21 protein-coding genes are annotated in these 22290 nt (G+C 65.9%); 12 read left to right on the forward strand and 9 right to left on the reverse strand.

Annotation, left to right across the window (positions count from 1 at the left end; genetic code table 11):
* The first annotated feature begins 73 nt into the window (after positions 1–73).
* The 7 genes from nudE to gcvH all read left to right on the forward strand — a co-directional run bounded on the left by nudE (position 74) and on the right by gcvH (position 4750).
* Complete coding sequence (gene nudE / locus B9Y64_RS08815) at positions 74–637, forward strand: ADP compounds hydrolase NudE (RefSeq protein WP_100440359.1); 564 nt, start codon at positions 74–76, stop codon at positions 635–637.
* On the forward strand, positions 634–1437 hold the full coding sequence (cysQ, locus tag B9Y64_RS08820; RefSeq protein ID WP_100440360.1) for a 3'(2'),5'-bisphosphate nucleotidase CysQ: 804 nt from the start codon (positions 634–636) through the stop codon (positions 1435–1437). Before nudE ends, cysQ begins: the two co-directional genes overlap by 4 nt.
* A 13-nt stretch (positions 1438–1450) precedes the next feature.
* Positions 1451–2290 carry a nucleoside triphosphate pyrophosphohydrolase gene (mazG, locus tag B9Y64_RS08825; protein ID WP_100440361.1) on the forward strand — a complete coding sequence of 280 codons (840 nt, stop codon included), beginning with the start codon at positions 1451–1453 and terminating at the stop codon, positions 2288–2290.
* Positions 2287–2616 carry a YnfA family protein gene (locus B9Y64_RS08830; protein WP_100440362.1) on the forward strand — a complete coding sequence of 110 codons (330 nt, stop codon included), beginning with the start codon at positions 2287–2289 and terminating at the stop codon, positions 2614–2616. The genes mazG and B9Y64_RS08830 overlap by 4 nt, the downstream gene beginning before the upstream one ends.
* A gap of 77 nt (positions 2617–2693) precedes the next feature.
* Positions 2694–2996 carry a DUF962 domain-containing protein gene (locus tag B9Y64_RS08835; RefSeq protein ID WP_100440363.1) on the forward strand — a complete coding sequence of 101 codons (303 nt, stop codon included), beginning with the start codon at positions 2694–2696 and terminating at the stop codon, positions 2994–2996.
* A 152-nt stretch (positions 2997–3148) separates the two neighbouring features.
* Positions 3149–4261: a glycine cleavage system aminomethyltransferase GcvT gene (gene gcvT / locus B9Y64_RS08840; protein ID WP_100440364.1), complete on the forward strand. Its 1113-nt coding sequence runs from the start codon at positions 3149–3151 to the stop codon at positions 4259–4261.
* Positions 4262–4354: 93 nt separating this feature from the next.
* Complete coding sequence (gcvH, locus tag B9Y64_RS08845) at positions 4355–4750, forward strand: glycine cleavage system protein GcvH (RefSeq protein WP_100440365.1); 396 nt, start codon at positions 4355–4357, stop codon at positions 4748–4750.
* Positions 4751–5042: 292 nt separating this feature from the next.
* Here gcvH and B9Y64_RS21935 read toward each other — a convergent pair whose 3' ends face one another.
* Entirely contained in the window at positions 5043–5342 is a 300-nt protein-coding gene (locus B9Y64_RS21935; protein ID WP_157804507.1) for a hypothetical protein, read from the reverse strand.
* Between the two features lie 183 nt (positions 5343–5525).
* On the opposite strand from B9Y64_RS21935, the gene B9Y64_RS08850 reads away from it, so the two are divergent.
* Entirely contained in the window at positions 5526–6056 is a 531-nt protein-coding gene (locus B9Y64_RS08850) for a histone (RefSeq protein WP_100440366.1), read from the forward strand.
* A 64-nt stretch (positions 6057–6120) separates the two neighbouring features.
* On the opposite strand, the gene B9Y64_RS08855 is transcribed toward B9Y64_RS08850, so the two are convergent.
* Positions 6121–7035: a LysR family transcriptional regulator gene (locus tag B9Y64_RS08855; RefSeq protein ID WP_100440367.1), complete on the reverse strand. Its 915-nt coding sequence runs from the start codon at positions 7033–7035 to the stop codon at positions 6121–6123.
* Between the two features lie 114 nt (positions 7036–7149).
* Between B9Y64_RS08855 and B9Y64_RS08860 the strand changes: the two genes are divergently transcribed.
* A complete protein-coding gene (locus B9Y64_RS08860) occupies positions 7150–7908 on the forward strand; it encodes an SDR family NAD(P)-dependent oxidoreductase (RefSeq protein WP_100440368.1) in 759 nt (252 codons plus the stop codon).
* 286 nt (positions 7909–8194) lie between these two features.
* Here B9Y64_RS08860 and B9Y64_RS08865 read toward each other — a convergent pair whose 3' ends face one another.
* Positions 8195–9592 (reverse strand): serine hydrolase domain-containing protein, encoded by a 1398-nt coding sequence (locus B9Y64_RS08865; RefSeq protein WP_049442987.1) that lies wholly within the window; start codon positions 9590–9592, stop codon positions 8195–8197.
* 325 nt (positions 9593–9917) lie between these two features.
* On the opposite strand from B9Y64_RS08865, the gene B9Y64_RS08870 reads away from it, so the two are divergent.
* A complete protein-coding gene (locus B9Y64_RS08870) occupies positions 9918–11207 on the forward strand; it encodes an NTP/NDP exchange transporter (RefSeq protein WP_202909060.1) in 1290 nt (429 codons plus the stop codon).
* A 76-nt stretch (positions 11208–11283) separates the two neighbouring features.
* Positions 11284–11634 carry a DUF1304 domain-containing protein gene (locus tag B9Y64_RS08875; RefSeq protein WP_100440369.1) on the forward strand — a complete coding sequence of 117 codons (351 nt, stop codon included), beginning with the start codon at positions 11284–11286 and terminating at the stop codon, positions 11632–11634.
* Positions 11635–12304: 670 nt separating this feature from the next.
* On the opposite strand, the gene B9Y64_RS08880 is transcribed toward B9Y64_RS08875, so the two are convergent.
* The 3 genes from B9Y64_RS08880 to B9Y64_RS08890 all read right to left on the reverse strand — a co-directional run bounded on the left by B9Y64_RS08880 (position 12305) and on the right by B9Y64_RS08890 (position 16239).
* Positions 12305–12772 (reverse strand): hotdog fold domain-containing protein, encoded by a 468-nt coding sequence (locus B9Y64_RS08880; protein WP_100440370.1) that lies wholly within the window; start codon positions 12770–12772, stop codon positions 12305–12307.
* Between the two features lie 75 nt (positions 12773–12847).
* Complete coding sequence (locus B9Y64_RS08885; RefSeq protein ID WP_100440371.1) at positions 12848–15325, reverse strand: acyl-CoA dehydrogenase; 2478 nt, start codon at positions 15323–15325, stop codon at positions 12848–12850.
* Positions 15322–16239: an alpha/beta fold hydrolase gene (locus B9Y64_RS08890; protein WP_100440372.1), complete on the reverse strand. Its 918-nt coding sequence runs from the start codon at positions 16237–16239 to the stop codon at positions 15322–15324. Before B9Y64_RS08890 ends, B9Y64_RS08885 begins: the two co-directional genes overlap by 4 nt.
* Before the next feature lie 153 nt (positions 16240–16392).
* On the opposite strand from B9Y64_RS08890, the gene B9Y64_RS08895 reads away from it, so the two are divergent.
* Positions 16393–16995, forward strand: coding sequence for a TetR/AcrR family transcriptional regulator (locus B9Y64_RS08895; protein ID WP_005418411.1), 603 nt, complete (start codon positions 16393–16395; stop codon positions 16993–16995).
* Positions 16996–17135: 140 nt separating this feature from the next.
* On the opposite strand, the gene B9Y64_RS08900 is transcribed toward B9Y64_RS08895, so the two are convergent.
* The 3 genes from B9Y64_RS08900 to B9Y64_RS08910 all read right to left on the reverse strand — a co-directional run bounded on the left by B9Y64_RS08900 (position 17136) and on the right by B9Y64_RS08910 (position 22266).
* Positions 17136–20024, reverse strand: coding sequence for a TonB-dependent receptor domain-containing protein (locus tag B9Y64_RS08900; protein WP_100440373.1), 2889 nt, complete (start codon positions 20022–20024; stop codon positions 17136–17138).
* Positions 20025–20407: 383 nt separating this feature from the next.
* The gene (locus B9Y64_RS08905; RefSeq protein WP_014038162.1) at positions 20408–21256 is read right to left on the reverse strand and encodes a hypothetical protein; all 849 of its coding nucleotides are present in this window, start codon (positions 21254–21256) and stop codon (positions 20408–20410) included.
* 116 nt (positions 21257–21372) lie between these two features.
* Positions 21373–22266, reverse strand: coding sequence for an Hsp33 family molecular chaperone HslO (locus B9Y64_RS08910; RefSeq protein WP_100440374.1), 894 nt, complete (start codon positions 22264–22266; stop codon positions 21373–21375).
* Positions 22267–22290 lie beyond the last annotated feature (24 nt).

Raw genomic sequence — 22290 nt, forward strand, 5'->3', positions numbered from 1 at the left:
GGCTCATGAACATGTTGCTGCCTGCACATTCTATCGGCCCCGGCGCAGGCGCCGGGCGCCGCGGAGATTCCGCATGAACGATGACCGTGCCGGGCGTCGCTTGCCGATCATCCATCGGATCACCGATGAGGAAAACGGTCCCTTCCAGCGCCAGCACCTGGACCTGGAGTTCTCCAATGGTGAACGCCGTCGTTTCGAGCGGCTGGTCAGCCGTGGGCACGGTGCGGTGGTGGTGGTGCCGATGCTCGACGAGGAAACCGTGCTGCTGGTACGTGAATACGCCGCCGGCATGCACCGTTACGAACTGGGCCTGGTGAAGGGCCGGATCGACGCTGGCGAGACCCCCGAGCAGGCCGCCGACCGCGAACTGAAGGAAGAGGCCGGTTATGGCGCGCGCCGGGTCGACGTGCTGCGCGCGATGACCCTGGCCCCGACCTACATGAGCCACCAGTCGTGGTTGGTGGTGGCGCGCGACCTGTACCCGGAAAAGCTGGCAGGCGACGAGCCGGAAGAACTGGAAGTGGTGCCGTGGAAACTGGCTGAACTGGACCAGCTGATGCTGCGTGAGGACTTCTCCGAGGGACGCTCGCTGGCGGCGCTGTTCATTGCCCGCCAGTGGCTGCAGGGAACGCGATGATCAAGCTGACGACGGACCTGCGCGAGACCGCCATCGCCATCGCCCAGGAAGCCGGCCAGGCCATCATGCAGGTGTATGCCGATGGCTTCGAGGTCCAGATCAAGGACGACAACAGCCCGGTCACCGCGGCCGACCTGGCTGCCAACCAGGTCATTGAACTGGGCCTGCGCCAGCTGACCCCGGACCTGCCGATCCTGTCCGAGGAATCGGCGCAGGTGGGCTGGGAGCAGCGCCGCCACTGGGGCGCTTACTGGCTGGTGGATCCGCTCGACGGCACCCGCGAGTTCGTCAAGCGCAACGGCGAATTCAGCGTCAACATCGCCTTGATCTACCAGGGGGCGCCGGCCTTCGGCGTGGTGCTGGCGCCGGTCACCGGCATCGTCTGGCATGCCATGCGCGGCGAGCTGGCCTATCGGCGCCAGGGCCTGCACGATACCGTGCTGCGTACCCGGACGCCGGCCACCGCCCCGCTGCGCGTCGCCGCCAGCCGGTCGCACCGCTCGCCGGAAACCGAGGCGCTGCTGGCGCGCATGGGCCGCATCGAGACCATCGCGCAGGGCTCGTCGCTGAAATTCTGCCGGATCGCCGAAGGCGGCCTGGATGTCTATCCGCGGCTGGGCCCGACCTCCGAATGGGATACCGCCGCCGGCCAGTGCGTGCTGCATGCCGCTGGCGGCGCAGTGCTGTCGGCGGCAACCGGCAAGCCGTTCCGCTACAACCGCCGCGAGACCCTGTTGAACGGCGATTTCATTGCCCTTGGTGATACCAGCCTGCCGTGGCGCGACTGGTTGTCCGACTGATCCTGGAGGCCGCATGAGCGCGCACGACACCCGCACCACCGGCAGCGATGCCAGCCATGAACTGGAACGCCTGCTGGCGATCATGGCGCGCCTGCGCGATCCGCAGGGTGGCTGTCCATGGGATCTGGAACAGGACTTCTCGACCATCGCCCCCTACACCATCGAAGAAGCCTACGAGGTCGCCGATGCGATCGACCGGGGTGACCTGGACGATCTGTGCGACGAGCTCGGCGACCTGCTGCTGCAGGTGGTGTTCCACGCGCGCATGGCCGAGGAGCAGGGGGCGTTTGCCTTCGCCGAGGTCGCCCGTGCGATCAGCGACAAGATGCAGCGCCGTCACCCGCATGTGTTCGCTGATGTCAGCGTCGACGATGCCGACGGGGTGATGCGCAACTGGGACGCGATCAAGCGTGCCGAGCGTGCCGCCAAGGGCGAGCAGGACACGTCCGCGCTGGCCGGCATCTCGCGCGGCCTGCCCGAATGGCAGCGGGCGGTGAAGCTGCAGTCGCGTGCAGCCAAGGTCGGTTTCGACTGGCCAGGCCCGCTGCCGGTGCTGGACAAGGCAGCCGAAGAACTGCAGGAGCTGCGCGAGGAATTCGAGCGCGGCGATATCGCGGGCAACAAGGCGCGCCTTCAGGAGGAACTGGGCGACCTGCTGTTCGTCTGCGCGAACCTGGCGCGTCATGCCGATATCGATCTGGGCGCCGCACTGCGCGGGGCCAACCACAAGTTCGAGCGTCGCTTCCGCGCGATGGAAGCGCAGGCCGACGCGCAGGGCGAGGCGTTGGCCGCACTGGACCTGGATGCGCAGGAAGCGCTGTGGCAGCACGCCAAGGCAGCAGAAAAAGCGTGAAGACGCTCGGCCTGTTCCTGCTGACCGCGCTGGCCGAGATCGTCGGCTGCTACCTGCCATGGTTGTGGCTGCGCAAGGGCGGTGGTGCCTGGTTGCTGCTGCCGGCGGCGGCCAGCCTGGCCCTGTTCGCGTGGCTGTTGACCCTGCACCCGACTGCCAGTGGGCGGGTCTATGCCGCCTACGGTGGCGTCTACATCGGCACCGCGCTGTTCTGGCTGTGGCTGGTCGACGGCATTCGTCCCAGCCGCTGGGACCTGCTGGGCGCGGCGCTGTGCCTGGCCGGCATGGCGGTGATCATGTTCGGCCCGCGCACGCCCCCGCTGTAGCGTCGAGCCGGGCGCGTAGCGCGGCGCTGCCGGGAATGGCGCATGATGGCGGCGACCACGGCCCCCGGAGCACGCCCATGTCCCGATTCGCCAGCTTCCGTGAGTTCTACCCGTTCTATCTGGACGAGCACCGCCACCCGGTCTCGCGGCGCCTGCATTTCATCGGCAGCTGCGGCGTGCTCCTGCTGGTCGCCGCTGCCCTGCTGCGTGGCCAGCCGCTGCTCCTGCTCGGCGCTCTGGTCTGCGGCTACGGGTTCGCCTGGGTCGGCCATTTCTTCTTCGAGAAGAACCGCCCGGCGACGTTCCGGCATCCGCTGTACTCGTTCATGGGTGACTGGGTGATGTTCGTCGACATCCTGCGTGGGCGGGTGCGTCTGTAGCAGATGGCTGCCGGGCTCCGCGGCCGTTGCCCGCCCGCAAGGGAAAGGGCGGGGCGGCTTGCGCTTGCACGAACCGCTGCGCTGCGGCACGCCTGGGGGCGACCGATCTGGGATAATGGGGATTCTTGTTTCCTCTGCTGCCGGAACCGGTCATGACCCAGAAGACGCTGCTCAACGATACCCACCGCGCCCTTGGCGCCAAGATGGTCGATTTCGGGGGTTGGGACATGCCCATCCACTACGGCTCGCAGCTGGACGAGCACCACCTGGTGCGTCGCGAGTCCGGTGTGTTCGACGTCAGCCACATGACGGTGGTCGACCTGCGCGGTGACCAGGTCAAGCCGTTCCTGCGCCGCCTGCTGGCCAACTCGGTCGACAAGCTGAAGGTGACCGGCAAGGCGCTGTACTCGTGCATGCTGAACCCGCGCGGCGGCGTCATCGACGACCTGATCGTCTACTACCTGGGCGACGACTTCTTCCGCATGGTGGTCAACGCCTCCACCCGCGAGAAGGACCTGGCATGGCTGCGCGAGCAGGCCGCGCCGTTCGGCGTCGCCGTCGAGCAGCGCCCGGACCTGGCCATCCTCGCCGTGCAGGGCCCGCAGGCGCGCGACGTCGTGATCGGCCTGGCCGGCGAAGCCGATCGTGCAGCGTTGACCAAGCTGGGTCGCTTCGCCGCCCTGCAGGTGCATTCCGACGATGGCGTGGAGCTGTTCGTCGCCCGCACCGGCTACACCGGTGAAGATGGTTTCGAGATCCTGCTGCCGCAGGATGCCGTGGTCGCCTTCTGGAACCGCCTGCTGGCGGCAGGCGTGAAGCCGGCCGGCCTTGGCGCGCGCGACACCCTGCGCCTGGAAGCCGGCATGAACCTGTACGGCCAGGACATGGACGAGGAGATCAGCCCGTATGAAGCGGCGCTGGCCTGGACCGTGTCGCTGGACGAAGGCCGCGATTTCATCGGCCGCGACGTGCTGGAGGCGCAGAAGAGCGCCGGCACCGCACGCCAGATGATCGGCCTGGTGATGGACGAGAAGGGCGTGCTGCGCCACGGCCAGGCGGTCACCACTGCCGGCGGCCAGGGCGAGATCCTGTCCGGCACCTTCTCGCCGACCCTGGCCAAGGGCATCGCCTTCGCCCGCGTGCCGGCCGGTGAACTCGGCGAGGTCACCGTCGACATCCGCGGCCGGCAGGTGCCGGTGCGCGTGGTCAAGTTCCCGTTCGTACGCGAAGGCCAGGCCCAGCCCGGCGTGCTCGCCGACGCCTGATCCAAACATGCCGGTCATCACTGACAGCAGTGGCGGCCGGTTGGTTACACTAGCCCCGTTTTTTCCACCCCTGCATATCTCTGGAGCAGTCCCATGAGCGAGATCCCCGGCGACCTCAAGTTCCTCAAGTCCCATGAGTGGGCCCGTGTCGAAGGCAATGGCCGCGTCACTGTCGGTATTTCCGACCACGCCCAGGGCCTGCTGGGTGACCTGGTCTACGTCGAACTGCCGGAAGTCGGCGCCGACGCCAAGGCCGGTGAACAGATCGCCGTCGTCGAGTCGGTGAAGGCCGCCTCGGACGTCTACAGCCCGATCAGCGGCAAGGTCGTCGAGGTCAACTCGGCCCTGTCCGACAAGCCGGAAACCATCAACGAAGATGCCTACGGCGAAGGCTGGATGTTCGTGGTCGAACTGACCAACGCCGAAGAGCTCAACGAGCTGCTGGACCCGGACGCGTACGCCGAAGCCCTGGAAAACGAAGACCACTGAGTCGACGTTTCCGGATTCTGAAACGGCCACCTTCGGGTGGCCGTTTTTGTTTTGGCGACCGCGCCGGACTCATGACGCGGGGTTCGTTGCGCACCCTCGGTGCGGCATCAGCGGGCAGACGAACGGTGCCGATGGGCGTGCGCAGTTTTGCGCAAATCCGCGTTTCCGCCCCGCGCCGAAGCGTTCGAATGTGAAAACTTTTCGCCCCCCGTTGCGGCGCCGTTGTGCTGGCGTTGGCAGTGGTACCGGTGACCATCGCCGATGTGCTCGCGCTGTTGTGCCAAACCTGTGCCTATCTGCGCGGAGTGCTTATTTCAAGTGTTTTTTGATCGGCGGCTGCGTCGATGCCGGTGCAGGCAAGGCGCGTGCGCGCCGCTTCAACCGTCGTTGCGGGCGGTGCGGAGTGGTGGCGCCGGCGGCATCCAGGATGGCGCGGATGTGAAAATTTTTCGCGGGGGTTGTTGACAGTAAAAAAAACCGTGATTAGGTTTCGCCTCAGCAGACCTTGCCTGCCCAACCGAGTGCGCAGAATCAATCGTCCGATGCGAAGCAGCCCCTTCAAGACCACCGCGATCCTGATGACGGTGGACATGGCCCCGCTTCCCCCGGAGAAATGCAAGGCAACTCCCGTTCCGATGCCCGCTCCGCCGATCGAGGTGGGCATTGCCGCATCCGTAACGGCGCGCCTGACGCGCCGGCGGTCCCCGCACGCAGCATCCGCGGGTTTGATCCAACTGGGCGTTTCAACTCCCTATCACTGACGAGGAGCCATCCCATGGCAACCAAGAAAGCTGCGAAGAAGAAGCCCGCCGCCAAGAAAGCGGTGAAGAAGGTCGCGAAGAAGGCCGCTGCCAAGAAGGCAGTGAAGAAGGTCGCGAAGAAGGCGACCGCCAAGAAGGCAGTGAAGAAGGCTGCGAAGAAGGTCGCCAAGAAGACCACTGCGAAGAAGGCAGTGAAGAAGGCGGCGAAGAAGGTAGCCAAGAAGTCCACTGCCAAGAAGGCCGTGAAGAAGACCGCAAAGAAGGCCGTCAAGAAGGTAGCCAAGAAGGCCACCAAGAAGACTGCCAAGAAGGCCACGGCCCGCAAGCCGGCCAAGAAGGTCGCGAAGAAGGTCGCAAAGAAGGCGACTGCCAAGAAGGCCGTCAAGAAGACCGCCAAGAAGGCAGTAAAGAAGACCGCGAAGAAGGCCACCAAGAAGGCTGCCCCGAAGAAGGCAGCGAAGAAGGTTGCCAAGCGCAAGCCGGCCGCCCGCAAGAAGAAGGCCGCTCCGGTCGCTCTGCCGGCAACCCCGGCGCCGCTGATCTAAGTACTTCCCGATAGCGACACCCTGAAACCCCCTTCCCTGGCTGCCCAGCGGGGAGGGGGTTTTTTTATGCCTGCGTGCCGGCAGGCAACAGGGACGCCGTGGGCGGGAAGCGCTGCACCAGGAAGTCGAGGAAGCTGCGCAGGCGGGTGGAGTGATAACGGTCGTGCGCATAGACCACGTGCATCGGCCGACCGGCCTGGCCGTGCTCCGGGAGCAGCTGCACCAGCCGCCCAGCCTCGACATCGGCAGACAGCAGCAGCGTCGACTGCAGGACGATGCCCAGGCCGTGCAGTGCCGCCGAACGCAGCGCTTCGCCATTGTTGATCTGCAGCCGGCCGTCCGGCACATGGTCGAGCTCGCCAGCGTCGGCCTGCAGCCACTGTGCAAGTGCGCTCGGTTCGAACGACAGGCATTGGTGGCCGGCAAGTGCCTGCACGCTGTGCGGCGTGCCATGCGTGGCCAGATACGCTGGCGAGGCGCACATCATCAGGCGATAGGGGGCCAGTGCGCGCGCCACAAGCACGCTGCTGTCGGCCAGCGTACCGATGCGCAGCGCCGCTTCGAAGCCCTCTTCGGCAAGGTCGACCACGCGATCCGTCAGCGTGGCTTCGACCCGCACATCCGGATGGCGCGCCATGTACTCGGCCAGTGCCGGCACCAGCGCATGCGTACCGAAGATCACCGGTGCGCTGATGCGCAGCGTACCCGCCGGTGCCAGGTGCTGGTGCTGTGCCTGCGCGTCGGTTTCCTCCACCAGGCGCAGGATCTCCCGGCAGCGGGTGTAGTAGTCCTCGCCGAAAGGCGTCATGTGCTGGCGCCGGGTGGTACGGCTCAACAACTGCATGCCCAGCCGTGCTTCCAATGCACGCAGATGCTTGCCGGCCATCGTCGCGGAGATGTCCATCGCCGCCGCCGCCGCACTGAGGCTGCCCTTGTCCACGATCAGCACGTAGACCTGCATGCTTTCCAGCAGGTTCATCTGACACCCCGGGTGTTGAATGCTGAAACCTGCGCGGAGTTTATCAATCAGGGGTGATCAAACAGCATGTCGGGCAATGGCCGGATTCGCCGGCCACGCTGACAGGAGAACACCATGGACTTGAATCTTGCAGGCCGTACCGCCCTGGTGACGGGCGCGGCCAGCGGCATCGGCGCTGCCGTCGCCAGGCAGCTGGCGGCGCAGGGCGTGCGCGTTGCCATCACGTCGCGGCAGCGGGCACCCCTGCAGGCGCTGGCGGCGCGGATCGAAACCGAGGGCGGCGCGGTACCGTTCATCGTGGCCGGCGATGTCACTGTCGCCGGTGACGTGCAGTACATCGCGGAAGCATCCCGGGAGGCACTGCAACGTGTCGACATCCTGGTCAATGCCGCAGGAGGCTCGCGGCCGACCACCGTGGATGCCGATGACGATGTCTGGGAGGAAGCGATGGCGCTGAACTTCTCCGCCGCGCGACGCCTGACCCAGGCACTGTTGCCCGGCATGCAGGCGCAGGCATGGGGGCGGGTGATCAATTTCAGCGGTTCGATGGAACCACGTGCGGTGAATGCCGCCACCGCGGCGAAGGCGGCGCTTCATCTGTGGAGCAAGGGACTGTCGTCGGAGGTGGCCGGGCAGGGCATCACGGTGAATGCGATTGCACCGGGGCGCATCAACAGCGCGCAGATCCTGGACCGCCTGCATCCCACCGAGGAAAGCCGGCGTGCGTTCATCGCCCGCAACATCCCGATGGGGCGCTTCGGTGAACCGGAGGAAGTGGCGCCGCTGGTGGCGTTCCTGGCCTCGCCGTTGGCCGGCTATGTCACCGGTGCGGTGATTCCAGTGGACGGCGGCATGCATTATTTCGCGCACTAGCCCGGCGGAACTGTAGAGCCGAGCCCATGCTCGGCTGCGCTTTGCATCAGTAGAGCCGAGCCCACGCTCAGCCGCGCTTTGCATCAGTAGAGCCGAGCCCACGCTCGGCTGCGCTTTGCATCTGTAGAGCCGAGCCCACGCTCGGCTGCGCTTTGCATCAGTAGAGCCGAGCCCACGCTCGGCTGCGCTTTGCATCTGTAGAGCCGATCATGGCTCGACGCCGCAAGCGCCCACAAAAAAGGCGGCCCGCAGGCCGCCCTTTTCGCTTACGGTCGAGCCCGCCTGATCAGCGCGGCGAAGCCACCGCGCGATTGCCCGAGGCGCCCTTGCCCTTGCGCTTGTCCTGCTGCGCCGGGCTGGCGCCCTCGGCCATCAGGTTGTCGCTGCCGAAGTCGGTGTCCACGTCCAGCCAGCGCTGCGCCGGCAGGCCGAGCGCGGAGTCGAGCACGGTCGGCAGCAGGCCGCTGGGCAGGCCGCTTTCGCCGTTCCAGAGGATGGCGATGCCGAGATCGCGTTCCGGCACCAGCGCGACCAGGCCGCGATAGCCCTGCACGGCACCGGCATGGAACACCACGTCGTGGCCGGCGTAGTCGAAGGTACGCCAGCCCAGGGCGTAGCCGGCCGAGTGCAGGCGTTCGCGGCGCCAGCCCGAACGCATCTCGCCGGGGGTGTTGATCAGGCTCGAATGCAGGGTGGCCAGCAGCGGTGCCGGCAGCACGTCGGGGCGATGGCCGGTGTGGGCCAGCAGCCACTGCGCCATGTCGCTGGCGCTGGCGTTGACGCCGGCCGCCGGAGCAACGCGGTAGTAGGTCGGCTTCGGCGTCAGCGAGACCCAGCCGTTGCGGCTGCGCACATGCGGACGTGCCCAGCGCGAACTGGCCTGGATGCCGGCCAGGCCGAGGCTGGCGTCGTTCATGCCCAGTGGCTTGAAGATGCGGCGCTCGACCGACTGCTCGTAGAAGCTGCCGGAGGCCGCATAGACGACATCGCCGATCAGGCTGAAGGCCACGTTCTGGTAGGCGTAGCAGTCGCCCGGCAGGCACTTCAGGCTGGTGTTGGCCAGTTTCTGGGTCAGCGAGTAGTACTCGGCGTTGCCTTCGATGTCGCGGTCGTAGGCGTTGTAGGGCAGGCCGACGCGATGGCTGAGCACGTCGGCCACGGTCAGGCGATCAGTGGCTTCCGGCGAGTTCAGGCGGAAGCCCGGCACATAGTCGGTGACCTTGCTGTCCCAGCGCAGCGTGCCGTCGTTGACCAGCAGGCCGGCCATGGTGCCGGCGAAGGCCTTGGACAGCGACGCCAGGCGGAACACGGTGTGCGCATCCACCGGCAGCGGATTGTTGACGTCGGTAACGCCATAGCCGCGCGCGCTGAGGATGCGGCCGCCCTGCACGATCGCCACTGCCATGCCGGGCACGCGCTCGCCATAGGTGAGCTGCTGCGCCATCGACTCGATGTTGGCGACGTTGAAACCGGCGGCCGGCGCCTGCACCTGCGGCACCAGGCCGGTCCGGTAGGCCGCCGGCTGGGTGTGGGCAACGGCCGTGGCGGCCGACTCGATGTTGGCCGGCATTGGTGGCAACGCCGGCGGGGTCTGCGCGGTGGTGGACAAGGCAACGGGCATCAACATGCCCAGCAAACCGGTGGCCGCCGAACGGATCGGACGGCGCAGGCTGTTCTTTTTCATCGGTTGGACCCGTGCGCGACTGCTGAGGGCGATTCTAGCGCCGCTTTTCCCCTGTGCACAAACAAAGCGAAGATGAATGCGCATCTCGTTGAAAAAGTTGGAATTTTGACGCCCCGAAAGCATGTGTCGGAACGTGTCGCCCGGACCCGTCCGTGACAGCGTGTTGCAGCCTTCAGCGTGCCTGCTGCTGGCGATGTTGCAGTGCATTGGCTAACGTACGCGCTTCACCGCCCCCGGAGCCTGCCATGCCGCTGTCCAACCGCCGTCTGTGGGCGAGGGGCGCTGCGTGAGCGCGGCGTCGGGCAAGGGCCCGCTGCGGGAACTGATGCTGGCGCTGCGCGAGTCGCCGGCGCTGTGGTGGTCGTTCCTGTACTTCTTCTGCCTGCTCAGCGGCTACTACGTGCTGCGTCCGGTGCGCGAGGCCATGGCCGCCTCGGCGGACCTGGAAACGGTGTTCCCGCCCGTGCTGATTGCCTGGTTCGCCAGCCACGGCATCGCGTTGAAGGACTTCGTCCTGCAGTTCCTGTTCTCCTGCGTGTTCGTGATCATGCTGGTGCTGCAGCCGGTGTACGGTTGGCTGGTCAGCCGCTTCCCACGCCGTGTGTTCCTTCCCGTGGTGTACGGCTTCTTCATCGTCACCCTGCTGGGCTTCTACGCACTGTTCGACAGCCACGTACCCGGGCGGGGCATGGCCTTCTTCCTCTGGGTCATGGTGTTCAACCTGTTCGCGGTGGCGGTGTTCTGGAGCTTCATGGCCGACGTGTTCTCCAACGCACAGGCACGTGCCTACTATGGCTACATCGGTGCGGCGGGTACCGTTGGCGCGTTCCTCGGCCCGTTGATCACCAGCGCGCTGGTGCAGCGCGTGGGCATCGCCAACCTCATGCTGGTCTCGGCGGGATTCCTGGTCGTGTGCCTGTTGTGCATCTGGCGGCTGCGGCACTGGGCGGTGCTGCGCGAGCGCGAGCAGCAACTGGTTTCCGGCGAACAGCCGATGGGCGGCAGCGTGCTGGACGGCCTGAAACTGATCGTGCGCGAGCCGCTGCTGCGCTGGTTGGCGGTGATGGTGGTGTTCGGCGTGGGTGTCGGCACGCTGCTGTACAACCAGCAGGCCAGCATCGTGCGCGCGGCCTTCACCGACCCGGCGGCCAGTACCGCGTTCTTCTCGCGCATCGACCTGGCGGTGAACGCGCTGGCGCTGCTGATGCAGGTGGGCCTGACCCGCTGGCTGCTGTCACGCCATGGCATCGCGCCGGCGCTGCTGATTCCCGGTTTCGCGATCCTGATCGGTTTCTCGGTGCTGGCGGCCTCGCCGATGCCGCTGATGGTCGCGGTGGTGCAGGTGATGACACGCGCCAGTGAATTCGCGCTGGCCAAGCCGGCGCGCGAGACGATCTACACCCGCGTGGACCGGCAGTGGCGCTACAAGGCCGGCGCAGCGATCGACACCGTGGTGTACCGCGGCGCAGACCTGGGTTTCACCTGGATCCACAAGGCGCTGACCCTGTTCGGTTCGCACGTGGTGTTCGTCGGCGGCGTGCTGGTGGCCGGCTTCATGACCCTGGCCGCCTTCGGTGTGCTGCGCGAAGAAAAGAAGCTGCCGCGCGACCGCTGATCTTCCGGGGTCAGATCCCCTTCCCGCAGGGCAAGGGATCTGACCCCATTCTCCATCCCTGTCCAAGGAACCGCCCATGTACTGGATCGCACTCGTCCTGACCCTGCTGGTCGCACTGCTGCACGTGTATTTCCTGGTGCTGGAGATGTTCCTGTGGACCCGCCCGCTGGGCCTGAAGACCTTCCGCAACACGCTGGAGAAGGCCGAGACCACGCGCGTGCTGGCGGCCAACCAGGGCTTGTACAACGGCTTCCTGGCGGCGGGCATCGTGCTGGGGCTGGTGATCGATCAGCCGGTGCTGGTGACGTTCTCGCTGGCCTGCGTGGTGGTGGCGGGGTGCTATGGCGCGTACAGCGTGAGCCGCCGCATTTTCATGATCCAGGCGCTGCCGGCGATCCTGGCGTTGGTGTTGCGGGCGGTAGCGTAGTTTCCAGCCAACGGCGCAGCCCCTCGTGGGTTGGTCGCGGAATGCGGGTCATGGGTTGGGTGTGGCGGGTGGGCCGTGCAGGGGACGCTGCAAGTCCCCCTCCGGGGCCCGGCCCAGCCGCTGGCGGCTGTGCGTTCGGGCGCTTGCGAAGCAGTGCTTCGCAAGCAAAGCGCCCTCACCCCTGTAAGCTCGATGGCGCCATCCATGGCGCCAACGCCCCTGCACGGCCCACCCGCCACACCCCCAATAGTTTCCGTGTGCGGCCAGCCCACGGAGAAGAAAAAGAAGATCAAGAGCAACAGCAACAGCAACAGCGGGTCGCTGCGCTCGTGGGTTCTGCGCGCATGAAAAAAGCGGCCGCAGGGCCGCTTTTGCTTTTGCTCTTCTTTCTTCTCTTGCGTGGGTGGACGCCACAGAGATCTGTCAGAGGCCGGAGGGGTGGGGCCGGGCGGGGTATCCGCGCCATGGGCCCGAGGCATGCCTCGGGCGGGTTGGGCAGGACGCCCAACCCCGGTCTTGCCGTGTGCGCAGGACAGCGCACACGAGCAAGCCGCGGCTAAGCCTACACGGACGTACTTGCGGCGTCCCCGCCCGGCCCCACCCCTCCGGCCCAACCGATAAACCGCATTCCGCGATCCACCCACGAGGGGCTGCGCCGTTCGCCGGAACACTACTTCGCCGGCGACATCCACATGTCGATGACCGCGCTGAACACTTCCGTCCCCGCACCATCGCGCACGCTGACCGTCACCGGCAGCGCATAGCCCTCGGCCGCGACCACAATCGGCTGTGCCGGCAGCGCCACAGCCTGCAGCCTGCCACGTGCCTTGGCCAGGTACTGCACCTGCATCCCCTTCGGGATCCAGCGCATGCCCTTCGGCAGTGATGCGTCGACCATCAACCCGGCGGTCAGTTCGGCCAGGTTGCACATCGCGATCGCGTGCACCGTGCCGATGTGGTTGCGCACCTTGCGGCGGTCGTCCAGCGTGCCTTCGCAGCGGCCGTGTTCCAGGCGGGTGATGCGTGGCGCGATGCTGGCGAAGTAGGGGGCCTTGAAGCACACCGCGCGCGAGAACAGCCAGTTGCCGGCGGGCCAGCGCTGCAGGCGGTGGTAAAGCGAGAGCAGGGGCGTGGACATGGTGGGTATTCCGATCGGCGGATAAAGCGACGGCGGGCCAGGGCCCGCCGTCGAGGCAACGCGTTTGGCGGGCGATCAGGCTGCCTGCGAATGCGGGTCCTTGTGCTGGCGGTCGTAGTAGCTGGCCGCGCGCAGTTCGTGGGTGTCGAAGTCGTCCACGGTGATGGTGTCCAGGGTCAGCGTGCGCAGTTCTTCCAGCAGGCTGCGCTCGTCCTGGGTGATCACGCCCTCGGCCACGGCTTCGTCCAGCTGCGCCTTGAAGTCCAGCGCCTCGATGCCCTTGCTCTTCAGCGCCTTCAGGAACTTGCGCTCCACCGGCTCGGCCATGATCGCCTTGCTCAGGTAGCTGTTGATGCGGCCACCCGGGTTGTTCTCGCACGGGGTCAGGAACACGCCACTGGCCAGGCGGTCGCGGGCTTCATTCGGCGCCATCAGCAGGGCGGCAACGCGGCGGCTCAGGCGGTCGCCCGGAGCCTCGGCACGACGGCCCAGCGGGAAGATCAGCGCCCACATCAGCCAGCCGATCGGACGGATCGGGAAGTTGCGCAGCGCGGCCGACAGCGACTCTTCGATCTTGTGCACGCTGTCATGGAAGGCCCAGGCCAGCAGCGGCTGGTCGGCCTGCGGTGCGCCTTCGTCGTGGTAGCGCTTGAGCATGGCGCTGGTCATGTAGACGTGGCTCAGCACATCGCCCAGGCGGCCGGACAGCGACTCCTTGAACTTCAGCTTGCCGCCGAGGGTCATCATCGAGATGTCGGCCATCAGCGCCAGGTTGGCCGAGTAGCGGTCCAGCTTGCGGAAGTAGCGGCGGGTATAGGCGTCGCCCGGGGCGGCACCGAAGCGCGCGCCGGTCAGGCCGAACCAGAACGAACGCACGGCATTGGAGATGCCGAAACGGATGTGGCCGAACAGGCTGCGGTCGAAGTCCTGCAGGCCGGCACGGGTATCCGGGTCCTGCGCGGCCTTCATTTCCTTCAGCACCCACGGGTGGCAGAGGATCGCACCCTGGCCGAAGATCAGCAGGCTGCGGGTCATGATGTTGGCGCCTTCCACGGTGATCGCGATCGGCGCGGCCTGCCAGCTGCGGCCGGCAAAGTTGCGCGGCCCCAGGATGATGCCCTTGCCGCCGATCACGTCCATCATGTCCGAGATCACTTCGCGGCTCATGTTGGTGCAGTGGTACTTGGCGATCGCCGACGGCACCGACGGCACGTCGCCGCGGTCAACGGCGGCAGCCGTGGCCTGCGACAGCGCGCTGATCTTGTAGGCCTTGCCGCCGATGCGGGCCAGCGCTTCTTCCACGCCCTCGAAGCGACCGACCGACAGGCCGAACTGCTTGCGGATGCGTGCATAGGCGCCGGTCACGGCGGCACCGGCCTTGGCACCGCCGCTGGCGGTGGACGGCAGGGTGATCGAGCGGCCCACGGCCAGGCACTCGTTGAGCATGTTCCAGCCCTTGCCGGCCATGGCGGCGCCACCGATCAGCTGGGTCAGCGGAATGAACACGTCCTTGCCGCGGATCGGGCCGTTCTGGAACGTCGAGTTCAGCGGGAAGTGGCGACGGCCAATTTCAACGCCGGCGGTGTCGCGCGGCAGCAGGCCCAGGGTGATGCCGATGTCGCGGGTCTGGCCGATCAGGCCGTCCGGGTCGTACATGCGGAAGGCCAGGCCGATCAGCGAAGCGACCGGGGCCAGGGTGATGTAGCGCTTGTCGAAGGTCAGCTTGACGCCGAGCACCTGCTCGCCGTTCCACTCGCCCCTGCAGACGATGCCGTAGTCCGGAATCGAGGTGGCGTCGGAGCCGGCGAACGGACCGGTCAGGCCGAAGCAGGGCACTTCGCGGCCATCGGCCAGGCGCGGCAGGTACTGGTCCTTCTGTTCCTGGGTGCCGTAATGCACCAGCAGTTCACCCGGGCCCAGCGAGTTCGGCACGCCGACGGTGGAGCTGACCACCGAAGACACCGAGGCCAGCTTCTGGATCACCTTGTGGTGGGCCAGCGCGGAGAAGCCCAGGCCGCCGTATTCCTTCGGGATGATCATGCCGAAGAACTTGTTCTTCTTGATGAAGGCCCACAGTTCCGGCGGCAGGTCAGCGTGGACGTGGGTGATTTCCCAGTCGTTGACCATCGTGCACAGCTCTTCCACCGGGCCATCAAGGAAGGCCTGTTCCTCGGCGGTCAGCTGCGGCTTGGGATAGTTGAGCAGGATGTTCCAGTCCGGATCACCGGTGAACAGTTCGCCCTCGAAACCGACCGAACCGGTTTCCAGCGCGATGCGCTCGGTCTGCGACAGCGGCGGCAGCACCTTGCGGAACACCTTCATCATCGGGCCGGTCAGCAGCGGCTTGCGGATGAACGGCAGCAGCAGCGGCACCGCGATGACGGCCAGCACGGCGGCCGCGACGATCGTGGCGGTCTGGTTGACATAGGGGATGAACCAGCAGGCGGCCAGCAGGGCCACGCTGATCAGCGTCCAGGTAACCAGCCGCATGCGGTGGTAGGCGACGAAGGCGCCTGCCAGCAGCAGGGCGAGGAAGGGAAGAACGATGCTCATGAGCGTGCTCCGGTGACGTGCTCGTTTGTGGCGGACGAAGCCGCAGCGTCCGCTGCGGGCAACACGTCCAGATAGTCCAACACAGTAGCGGTAAAGGCGTCGTTGTCATCGCCGGCGACCATATGCGTGGCCTGCGGCAGCTGTACATGGCGCGCATGCGGCGCCAACGCCAGGAATTCGGCCACGGTCTGCGGCGTGACCAGGTCGCTGCGGCCGCCGCTGACCAGCAGCAGTGGGCACTTCACCTGGCGCGCGGCCTCGGCCAGTGCGTCCTGGTGCTGTTCGCTGTCGCGGGCCAGCTCGGCCACCAGGCGCGGATCCCAGTGCCAGCGCCAGCGGCCGTGGCCGTCCTCGCGCAGCAGCGCACGCAGCGACTGCTCGGATTTGCGCGGACGGTGCGGCATGTACGCCGAGATCACGTCTGCGGCCTGGGTCAGCGAGGCAAAGCCGTCAGGATGGGCGGTCATGAAGGCGAGGATGCGCTCGACACCGGCGGTATCCCAGCGCGGGGTGATGTCGACCAGCACCATCGCCGAGAACAGGCCCGGCCAGCGCGACTCGGCCAGCAGGCCGAACAGGCCGCCCATCGAAGCGGCAACCAGTACCGGCGGACGCGGCTGCTCACCGGCCAGCACGATCAGGTCGTCGGCGAACTGTTCGCCGTGATAGGGCAGGTCGGCGGCATTCCAGTCGGAATCGCCATGGCCGCGGGCGTCATAGGCCAGCGTCTGCAGGCCGGCCGCGTTCAGTGCATGGGCGGTGGCATTCCAGGCATGCCGGGTCTGGCCGAAGCCATGCGCGAACAGCACCCGGCCGCGCCGGCCATGGTCGCTGGCGGTCGCCGCCAGGCGGGCGCCATGGGCGGCGTCCAGGCGCAGGTCATGGAACGCAGCGGGAGTTGGGGACGTAACCATACTTGCTAGTATGGATTGCTTCGGGGGGAAGTCAATACTGCACGGTATGGTGCGCTGCGGAAGGTGCCTGAATGGCCCCGCCCGAGGGCTCCAGGATGGTTCCGACCGCAACCGCGTACTGCAACGAACCCCGGCGTATGGTTAAATCAGCCCATGAATCAACCTGACGCTTCCGCCGGCGAACCGCGCGCCGGCCGCAACAGCCGCCTGAGTGCCGAAGACTGGGCCCAGGCGGCCCTCGATCTGATTGCTGAACAAGGTGTCGGCGCCGTCGCGGTGGAGCCGCTGGCACGGCGGCTCGGCGTCACCAAGGGCAGTTTCTACTGGCATTTCCCTTCGCGCGATGCCTTGCTGCAGGCGGCGCTGGAACGCTGGGAACTGTTCGAACAGGAACAGGTGTTCGGCAGCCTGGAAGACGTGCCGGATCCGCGCGTGCGCCTGCGCCAGCTGTTCCAGATGGTGGCGCATGAAGTGCAGCCGCACATCATCTACAGCGAGCTGCTGAAGGCATTGGATCATCCGATGGTGCGGCCGGTGATCGACCGCGTCTCGCAGCGCCGCCTTGATTATCTGGTCGCCTCGTTCCGCCAGGCCGGGCTCAGCTCGACCGATGCGCGTCATCGCGCACGTCTTGCCTACGCCGCCTATGTCGGCTTCCTGCAGTTGTCGTTGCAGCTGCAGCAACCCAAGCAGGCGCGCGAGGATTTCGAAGCGTACGTCGAGCATCTGATCGAGACGCTGATTCCGAACGGATGAGCGCCAGGGAATGATGTGGAAGCAAGGCCGCGGCGACACCGCGGCCTTTTTTGTTGTGCGCTGGCCAATTGTCTCCATGCGGCGCAAAGAACAACGGCCCCTTGCGGGGCCGTTGCTGCATCAGCTGATCAGGCTGCCGATCAGAACTTCTGCTTGTACTGCATGTACATGAAGCGACCGATGTCGTAACCACCGTAGTAGGAGTACTGCGAGTTCGGCGCCGAGTACATCTGCGGGCCGTAATGGTCGAACACGTTACGCGCGCCCACGGCGATGGTTGCATTCCACGGTGCGTTCCAGGAGACCTGGACGTCGTGGAAGGTGGTGGCGCCACGGCGGTTCATCGGCTGGTTGCGTGCCGGATCCGGCGAGCCGAAGTCAGGCAGGCTGCACTCGGTCGAGAAGTAGCACTGTTCCTTCACGCTGGAGAAGTAACGGGTACCCCAGGTGATGCCCCAATCGCCGTATTCCCAGCCCAGCACCAGGTTCGAACGCAGGCGGAAGTTGCTGCTGAAGCCATTGAGCACCGACACCGGAACCGACTCGGCATTGGTGGTCTTCAGCACGTTCTTGCTGACGTAGGTGTTCTGCAGGTTGGCGTTGAAGCTGCCCCAGCTGCTGGTTTCGAAGCGATAGGCCACATCGAAGTCGAAGCCTTCGGTTTCCTGGTAACCGGCATTACGCGGTGCGTACGTCAGGTTCGTCACGATGCCGCGGGTTGCGTCGCGGGTGAACGAGTTGCAGCGGTCGGCGATGCCGAGCACGTAGCAGTCGTTGAGCTGGGTGGTCGGATCGTCGGTGACGATGGTGTTGGTGATCTTGATGTTCCACCAGTCCAGGCTCATGTTCAGGCCCTGGGCGAAGGTCGGGCTCCACACCAGGCCAACCGTCTTGGACTTGGACTTTTCCGGAGTCAGGTTCGGGTTGGAGACGGCGTTGAACGGCACCGGGCTCTGCTCATCCTGGCCTTCCGCCGGGACGTAACCCTGCTTCAGCTGGCGGAAATTCGGGGCCAGTGCGCCCAGGGCGGCGGCGCAACGCTGGGCGGTGGCCGGATCGCTGGCAGCCAGACCGAAATCGGTATCGCACGGATCGGTGAAGTAGGCGAAGGTCTGCGAGCTGCCGCCGTACAGGTTGTCGATGGTCGGCGCGCGGAAGCCTTCGGCGTAGGTTGCACGCACCAGCAGCTGGTCGATCGGCTTCCACTTCAGGCCGAACTTGTTGTTGGTGGTGTTGCCGAAGGTGTTGTACTTCGAGTAGCGCGATGCGGCGTTGAAGCTCAGTTCCTTGGCACCCGGCAGGTCAGCCAGGATCGGAACGTTCAGCTCCAGATAGACTTCGTTGACGTTGTAGCCACCACCGGTCGGGCCGGCGGCCAGATCGGTCGAGTAGCCCGACTGCGACAGCGCATCCGGAACGTAGGTGCCCTTGTCTTCGCGGTACTCGTAACCCAGTGCGAAGCCCAGGTCGCCGGCGGGCAGGGTGAACAGGCTGCCGGCGATGTTCGCGTAGTAGGTCTTGGTGGTGACTTCACCGGTGTTCTTGGTGGTCGGGAACAGGAACTGCTGCAGGGCAGGATTGCCGGTCAGGCCGCCGTCGCCGGTACGTCCGTACGGAATGGCCGGATTCCACGGAATGCAGCCGCCCGGGCCCGGGCCATAGATCGGGTTGGTGCCTGCGGCCAGGCCGGCGGCTGTGCCGCACTCGACGCGGCCGGTGGCCGGGTTGAGGAACGACGCACCGGTGGCCTGGGTGACCGCCAGCATGTTGTAGTTGCCGGTCTGGGTCTGCAGGTTCTCCGAATTCTGGTAGATGTAGCCGGCTTCCCAGTCGAAGTACTTGTCATTGAACTGGAAGCTGCCCTGCAGGGCGCCAGTGAAGCGGAAGGTGGTCAGCTTGTTGGTTGACAGACGCGGCACTTCCCAGCCACGGCGGATGAAGCCCATGTCGGTGCCGAACGGGTTGTAGTAGCTGTCCTGCGAGAGCACGGTACCCAGCTGGCGCTCGTAGTCGGCCGACTGCAGCGGATAACCGGCGACCTGGGCCTGCGACTCGCGACGGGTGTACAGCAGGTCGGAGACGAAGCGGATGTTGTCGGTCAGGTCGTACTGCACGTTTGCGAACACCGAGCGACGCTTGGTCGGCGTCAGCAGGTGCATCTGCTCGTTGGAGTTGCTGACGTCACCGGTGATCGGGGTGAGGTCGGTCTCGTGATAGGCGTTCGGATCGAACGGATTCCCGCCACGGTTCAGCGTCAGCAACGGCGCATTCGGATCATTGACGTCATAGATCGCGCCCCACTGGCTGACCGAGGTCCAGCCGCGGTCCGGGTGGCGATCCGTGCGCTGCGACTTGCTGAACCAGCGATCCTTGGCCCAGACGGCCTTTTCTTCGGCGTATTCGGCGCCGATGGTGACCGAACCACGATCACCGGTGAAGCCGGCCACGAAGTCGAAGCTGCTCTTCTGGCCATCGCCTTCGCCGTACTGGCCGACGTAGGCATTGGCTTCCAGGCCCTGGAAGTTCTTGCGGGTGATGATGTTGATCACGCCGGCAATCGCGTCGGAGCCGTAGATCGACGAGGCACCGTCCTTCAGCACGTCGATGCGTTCGACGATGGACGACGGAATCTGCGACACGTCCTGCAGGCCGCTGACGCTGGCGCCGAGGCGCTTGCCGTCAACCAGCACCAGGGTGCGCTCGGCACCGAGGTTGCGCAGATCGATGTAGAAGCCACCGACGGCTTCACCGGAGGACAGCGGCTCGGAACGGCTGATGGCCGGGCTGCCGGCGGCAGAGATGTTCTGCAGGACGTCGGCAACCGTCTTGAAGCCGCTCTTCTCGATCGAAGCACGGCTGATGCTCAGAACGGGCTGGGCGGTTTCGGTATCGACCTGACGGATGCGCGAACCGGTGACCTCGATACGGTCGAGGTTGGTGGCTTCCTGGGCGTGGGCCGTCGCGGTGGTGGCACCGGCGACAAGCGCGATTACAACTGCGTCACGCAGCTGGCTGGACTTGAGTTTCATTGGCTCTCTCTCTCCAAGAAATCTTGGCTGGGGTTAATGCCCGGCGGGGGAGCGAAAAAGCGCTCCCAAATCGCGAGGCTGAACCGATAGTAGCGGGCGTTCGCCAAGAATTAAAGCTGTGTTAATCAAATCTGTGATTTTGGTAAAAACAGGCCTTATCCATTGAAATCAATGGCTTGCTGATATCTCAATGTTGTCATGCCTCGTTTGTTAACTCAGAATGATGAAAAAAGTTTCGATTGATATGTATCTCACTATGTCGATGCGCTCTGTTTCATCATCCGGACGGTAATGGCGGTTCTGCCGGTGCGTGGCAGGCACGCATATGCAAAAGGCGCCTTTCGGCGCCTTTGCGAATATCCAGCTGAACCCGCCTTCCTGGATCAGAGATCCTGTTCGTAACGCACATACGGCACGGTGCCGTCGTCGTTGCTTTCATTGCGCGGGGAGAACGGATTCTTGCCGCGGCTGATCACATTCTCAGCGCCGACGGTGAGCTGGCCGGACCACGGGGTACGCCAGGTCAGGCCGATGCCCAGGCCTTCCCACTTGCCGGGCTTGCCCGGGACGTCGACCACGCGGCCGATGATGCTGCCGGTGAAGTTGCCGTAACCGGCGCCGATGCTCAGGCTCTTGCTGTCCCAGCGATCGACGATGGCCGGCGAGGCGTCAGCCAGCGGAACCAGGCGCGCCTTGGCGTAGGTACCGGCAATGGAGACGAAGCCTTCGCGGCCGATGTTCTTCTGCGCGAATACGGTCAGATCGTTCTGCTCGGCGCGCAGCGAGGGCGTCTTGTTCGGGCCCGACAACCAGGCAGGCAGGGTTTCACGGCCGGTGCCGGCGGTGATGCCCAGGCGGCTGTTGCCGCGGTTCAGCGCGGCGGTACCGCTGAAACGACGGCTGTTCAGATCATCCTCGTCGCCCAGGCTGGCCAGCATGCAATGACTGGCCAGGCCGCTGATGCTGGTACCGCTGCTGCTGTTGCAGAGCAGGCCCAGCGAATCGCCGGAGGACAGGCCAAAGGCCGCATCCAGCGAATTGCGGCCGAAATGCCAGCGGGCGCCGGCTGCCTGTTCACCGGTCGGCTCCAGGTACAGCAGCGCCTCGACCTTGCCACTGCCCTTGTTCCATACCGGCAGCACGGTGCGGGTGTCCTTGCTCTGCGCATGCACGCCCGTGATCGCGCCAAGGGCGATCAGCAGGGCCAGCGGTAGACGCAGGTAGGTACGCATCGGACCAGTTCAGACAGGGACGGACAACGGAAGTTCCCGTGGGGACGGGAACTTGATCCTAGGGTGTTTATGAATTCTTAACAAGCCTTGATCCTCCCCAGGTACAAGACTGCCGTTTACTGAAGTCGTTCAGGCGCCGGTACAGCCCCCTGGGCGCCGTGGAACAGTATGCCGAACTCCGTCAATGGAAAGTGATACTCGCGCCCGCAGAATTCGCAACGCACCTCGACGGCGCCGGTGTCCTCGGCGGCTGCACGGGCTTCCTCTTCCCCCAGTGACTGCAGCATGCCGGCGACCCGTTCGCGCGAGCACGAGCAGGCGAAGGACAGCGGCTTGCCGCCCAGCAGTTCCGGCCGCTCCTCGTGGAACAGGCGGTGCAGCAGCTGCTCGGCCGGGGTCGCCAGCAGCTCGGCCTTGCCCAGGGTCTCGAACAGGGCGCTGGCGCGGGCCCAGCCATCCTCGTCGCCTTCGTCGCCCGGCAGCTTCTGCAGCAGCAGGCCGGCGGCGCCATTGCGGTCGGCCGCCAGCAGCAGGCGGGTCGGCAGCTGCTCCGACTGGCGGAAGTAGTCCTCGAAGGCCTCGTCCAGTTCCGGTGCAGTCAGCGCGACCAGGCTCTGGTAGCGCTGCGGCTCGCGCGGGTCCAGGCCGGGGTTCTCGATGGTGATGGCGAGGATGGCGTCATCGCCGAGGCTGGACAGGTCACGCGGCGCGTCGGCGCCCTCGCTGAGCTGGGCAATGCCGCGCAGGGTGCCGCCTGCGGTGCATTCGGCGAACAGGGTGCGCAGGGCAGTGCTGCTGCGCAGCTGCACGGACAGGCGGCCGTCGATCTTGGTGTGGCCGGTGAACAGTGCAGAGGCGACACAGGCCTCGCCGAGCAGCTCGGCAGCGGCATCCGGGTATGCGGCGTGGGACAGGATTTCCTGCCAGGTGGCCTGCAGGTGCACATGCACACCGCGGACGCCGGCGTCGGGGAGCAGGAAACGGATCAGGGAATCGGAGTTGGCGGTCATCGGCTCACATCGCGCGTAAACGAG

It is taken from the genome of Stenotrophomonas maltophilia, assembly GCF_002799245.1.
Classification (GTDB): Bacteria; Pseudomonadota; Gammaproteobacteria; order Xanthomonadales; family Xanthomonadaceae; genus Stenotrophomonas; species Stenotrophomonas maltophilia_S.